The organism is Flavobacterium sp. (assembly GCF_040382755.1).
Classification (GTDB): Bacteria; Bacteroidota; Bacteroidia; order Flavobacteriales; family Flavobacteriaceae; genus Flavobacterium.
Genome location: NZ_JBEIET010000157.1, coordinates 1 through 3,890 on the forward strand (window position 1 = coordinate 1; position 3,890 = coordinate 3,890).

5 protein-coding genes are annotated in these 3,890 nt (G+C 30.3%); all 5 read right to left on the minus strand.

From position 1 onward, the window contains the following. The coding region (locus tag ABWO04_RS10385; RefSeq protein WP_353079637.1) for a hypothetical protein at positions 1 to 1,044 on the minus strand (1,044 nt) is incomplete at its 3' end. A 46-nt stretch (positions 1,045 to 1,090) separates the two neighbouring features. Then, complete coding sequence (locus ABWO04_RS10390; RefSeq protein WP_353079638.1) at positions 1,091 to 2,254, minus strand: DDE-type integrase/transposase/recombinase; 1,164 nt, start codon at positions 2,252 to 2,254, stop codon at positions 1,091 to 1,093. 2 nt (positions 2,255 to 2,256) lie between these two features. Next, positions 2,257 to 2,658 (minus strand): hypothetical protein, encoded by a 402-nt coding sequence (locus tag ABWO04_RS10395; RefSeq protein ID WP_353079639.1) that lies wholly within the window; start codon positions 2,656 to 2,658, stop codon positions 2,257 to 2,259. Continuing rightward, positions 2,652 to 3,275 carry a transcription initiation factor IIB family protein gene (locus ABWO04_RS10400; protein WP_353079640.1) on the minus strand — a complete coding sequence of 208 codons (624 nt, stop codon included), beginning with the start codon at positions 3,273 to 3,275 and terminating at the stop codon, positions 2,652 to 2,654. The genes ABWO04_RS10395 and ABWO04_RS10400 overlap by 7 nt, the downstream gene beginning before the upstream one ends. Beyond that, complete coding sequence (locus ABWO04_RS10405) at positions 3,242 to 3,742, minus strand: hypothetical protein (protein WP_353079641.1); 501 nt, start codon at positions 3,740 to 3,742, stop codon at positions 3,242 to 3,244. Before ABWO04_RS10405 ends, ABWO04_RS10400 begins: the two co-directional genes overlap by 34 nt. Positions 3,743 to 3,890: the final 148 nt, after the last annotated feature.

Consider the following 3,890-nt stretch of genomic DNA (forward strand, 5'->3'; position numbering starts at 1 on the left):
ATTTAGTTTCAAAATAGAAGGTACACCAGATAATAATTGTAACTGGTTATTGTTTTCATCACATAATTTCACTTCAATGTCTGTTAGTGAACTGTTTAATAGTGGTACATATTGTTTTGATTCAAACTCATGAAAGTAATAATTATCATGGGTCTTAAAATCAGGGCAAAAAACTACCATATCATTTGAATAGCTGTTATTAAATATTTGTGGTGAAATATTATTGGAGACAACTTTAACAACATTAGGTAGTATAATTTTATCAATGGGTGATTTGGTGGCTCTTACAATATCTGAAATATTACCAACTTTAAAAAGATAATATAAATGTCCCTTATAAGTCACAACTTTTTTGATTACCTTTTTTTTCCACTCAGCCTTTATCTGATCTGAGGAAATATTTTGTTTTGTTTGACTTGGGTCATGTTCTATAACCAATGTCGATTGAATATCGAAAGTTTCCATCATTGTTGGATGTATTAAAACATGATAAAATGCACTTAAGGGATTCTCTTGAATAGAACTTCTTGAAAAGTCTAATAACCCATTTTGTAATGATAACTTAACTGGTGCTTTTCTATTTACATCATTAATATGAGTTATCAAGTCTTGTTCTGTATATAATTTTTCTAAAAAACGACCCATATAATAAAAATACTGCTTATTACCACTATACAGATCATCATTTTGTCTTATTACAGGTTCAGTTTTAATTTCAAAAACTTGAGGTGTGTAACAAAGATTAGACACAGTAGTACCAGCCTCTTGAAATGTTCCTTGACCTTCATATCTACAACTGTACTCAATTGCAGGATCTGGCGTAAATTGGTTAGTTATTATAAAACTTGGATAATCACCTTCTGGTAATTTAACATTACGAAAAAGGCAAGAAAATCCTACACTTTCAATAGCAATTTCATATTTGTTTTCATTTTGAAGGTCTATTGGTGCTGGTAATTTATTTGTAAAATGTGTAAGTGTGTTATTTTTGTATATATCACTAGAACCATTTGAGAGAAGAAACAAAGTCTTTTTAGTTTCCATTTTGTAAAAATTACATTTATTTCTTTAAAAAATACATAGATAGTGATTAAAATTGTTGAGTTACGTCATCAGCAGGAATCCAAGAATTATATGTGTCATTAAATCCCTTCCATTTCACTAAATGTTCAACAATATTATTTTTCTTTCTTGTTCTTAAAACTTTTTCAACACGAAACACATCATTTGCGACTTTGGTTAGTTCAAAGTCATAAAAACCACCTTTAATTTTTTCACTACCATCATATGTTTCTAAATAGTACATTGGTATTTTAGATTTTGTTTTTATTTCGTATATTTTAAATATCTCAAGTTGAGATTGTTCTTTATACCCTCGAGAAAATTTACCTTTTTGTTTTGAAATGCGAACTGTGTCACCAACATTTAAAGTTTTCTTTTTAGGCTTTATTTTCTCATAATATTTAGACATTCTAAGTCTCATGTCTAAATGCACACTTTCATCGTTTTCAGCTATGCATGGTGATGTACCAATCATTCTATGTTTTCTTGTGTTGTATGTATGCATTAGGTTGTGGAACACATTTGTCAGAGTACCATCAGGATTAATTCTGTCGATAAAACGATGTGTTTCATTTTCAGTCATATATTTATAAATTAGACTTTGCAAACTTCTATTAAATCTTTCAATATAAGCAGCATGCACAGAACTGTCAGGAGTTAATAGTTTAATGTTGCTTTGTTCGCAAAATGTTTGAAAAAGTTTGTTGAAAAATTCTGTACCTCTGTCTGTTACAATAATTCTTGGATATTCACCAGCACTTTTCAAAATGGACTTAAACGCTTCTAAAACTGTTTCTCCTCTTTTATCTTTAAGTAATCGAACCCAGGCAAATCTAGTAAAAGTATCAATAACAGCCAACAAATATCTAATATTATCATTGAACGGTGCCAATTCTTGGATATCAACTAAATCCATTTGAAATTGGTTCCGTTTAAAATGTGAATAAGAAGGATTTCTTTGACCTTTGTGATATTCTTTATGTAAGGTATAACTTTCAGCACCTGAAAGAATATCTTTGATTTTCTCTTTATTGAGTAGACCCTTGTAATATTCATAAATATTATTTATCCCACTAAATGCTATTGGGTGACCTGGGATTCTGTAATTAGCTTTAAGATCTTCTTCACATTCTTCAGGTGTTTGTAGATTTGTACCATAGTCTTTATGAGTTTGCAATTTTTCAAATGCCATGCTTAATCAAGTAGTGAATATTTTTTAGCTTTTGATTTTTTGCTACAAGGTTTATCGTCGTCCTCGTAATCAAGAATACCTGTCTTCTTGGTTTTCTTTCGTTTTTTTGCACAACCTCCCTTTAACTTTGATGCAATCTTAGATTTTGCATCATCCAATTGTTCTTGGGCTGAATCTGACAACTTCTTACCTTCCAAAAGATCAACAGCCATATTTGTTGCCGCTGTTTTTCCGATATCTAAAGCGGTGTTGCCTATACTTTTTGCAAAATCGCTTTTAATGAATCTTTTGCCTGCTGCTAAACCCATTTTGGCTAAAGGTTTCAAGCCGCGAAAAATGGAGCCAAAAATGGAGCCAAGTCCACGACCTTGTTGGAAGCGAACTCCAGAATGAAAATTTAACATTTCCTAATATATCTTTGTATTGAAACTGTACTTATATTTACAACAGTAGCAATTTGTTTCATGGATAATTTCAGCTTGTTCCTTCTACTATATTTATAAATAGTGGAAGCTATTACAGTTAACGGATTATGGCCTGTTTCAATAACTGTAGGTAATTCTTCCTTAATTACTGAACAGGTCTTAAAATCTAAATTTAGCATTTTACAGTATTTTTCAACTAAATCTTTTGGTTGAAGACAAATGCTTTGATCTTCTTGCAAATCATATATTTTTGAATCAGAAATACCTGTTACACACGCAATATCTTTAATAGATATGGGAAAACCACACTCATGAAGAGTTAAATAGACAACGTATTCTAATAAATATTTCCGTGGAGGCATCTTCAAATACCGTTTTAATATATCAGTTGTAAAACAAACGGGTAAATTTAGTTTGTGAAGAATATCATTTATTTTAATTACTAAATTATATTCTTTTTCATTTCTATCACACCTGTAGGATTCTTGAAAGATTTGTGTTGTTAAAACTAAACCACAAGTTGTACAAACAATAGTTCCTTCTCTATCATCTGTTACTTGGTTCACATGCGGGCAAAGATTTTCTGAATGAGGCATTGTAAATCTTTTTCGTTTTTACAGCCAACAATTACAATTTTGCCAGAGTGAAATAGTATTACGGTACCTGTCGGAAATTTAATAAACAATCCGGGAAACTTTTCATTATTATATTTTACATTAGTAAATAGGGTACTTATTTGTTTTAAGTTTAATTGTTTAGGCCAGGATGTCGAAGCTATAATATTATCTATGTTTTGTGACAGAATTACACTTTTTGTCAGATCCTGTATTCTCGTAATTGCATTTGAAACTGAATCAATATTCGGTATTTTTGTTATATTTATATGATTTTGATTATTCTTATTTTGTTTGAATATGATATATGTGTAGATATCTTTAACAACAAGAAAGTTATTATAGTTTTTACAGTACAACTGTTTTTCACTACATACCGTAATAACATTATCTAAGACTATTGCAGACGTTTTAATACTAACTTTAACATTTGCAATTTTGTAATCCATTTTAAATCAAAATGGCCGGAAAACTTGGTGTAGGAACTTTTGTACAAGAAAGTTACGAAGGTAATGGTGACAGAATGTTGGATCTTTTTGCACCCGTCATGAAGGAAGATACCATGCAAGATGGTAAGGAAATTGAAATATTTCCAAC

What these genes read in the sequence shown, in the direction of transcription:
- ABWO04_RS10390 (WP_353079638.1), bottom strand. Translation starts at nt 2,254, where the DNA reads ATGGCATTTGAAAAATTGCAAACTCATAAAGACTATGGTACAAATCTA.
- ABWO04_RS10395 (WP_353079639.1), bottom strand. Translation starts at nt 2,658, where the DNA reads ATGTTAAATTTTCATTCTGGAGTTCGCTTCCAACAAGGTCGTGGACTT.
- ABWO04_RS10400 (WP_353079640.1), bottom strand. Translation starts at nt 3,275, where the DNA reads ATGCCTCATTCAGAAAATCTTTGCCCGCATGTGAACCAAGTAACAGAT.
- ABWO04_RS10405 (WP_353079641.1), bottom strand. Translation starts at nt 3,742, where the DNA reads ATGGATTACAAAATTGCAAATGTTAAAGTTAGTATTAAAACGTCTGCA.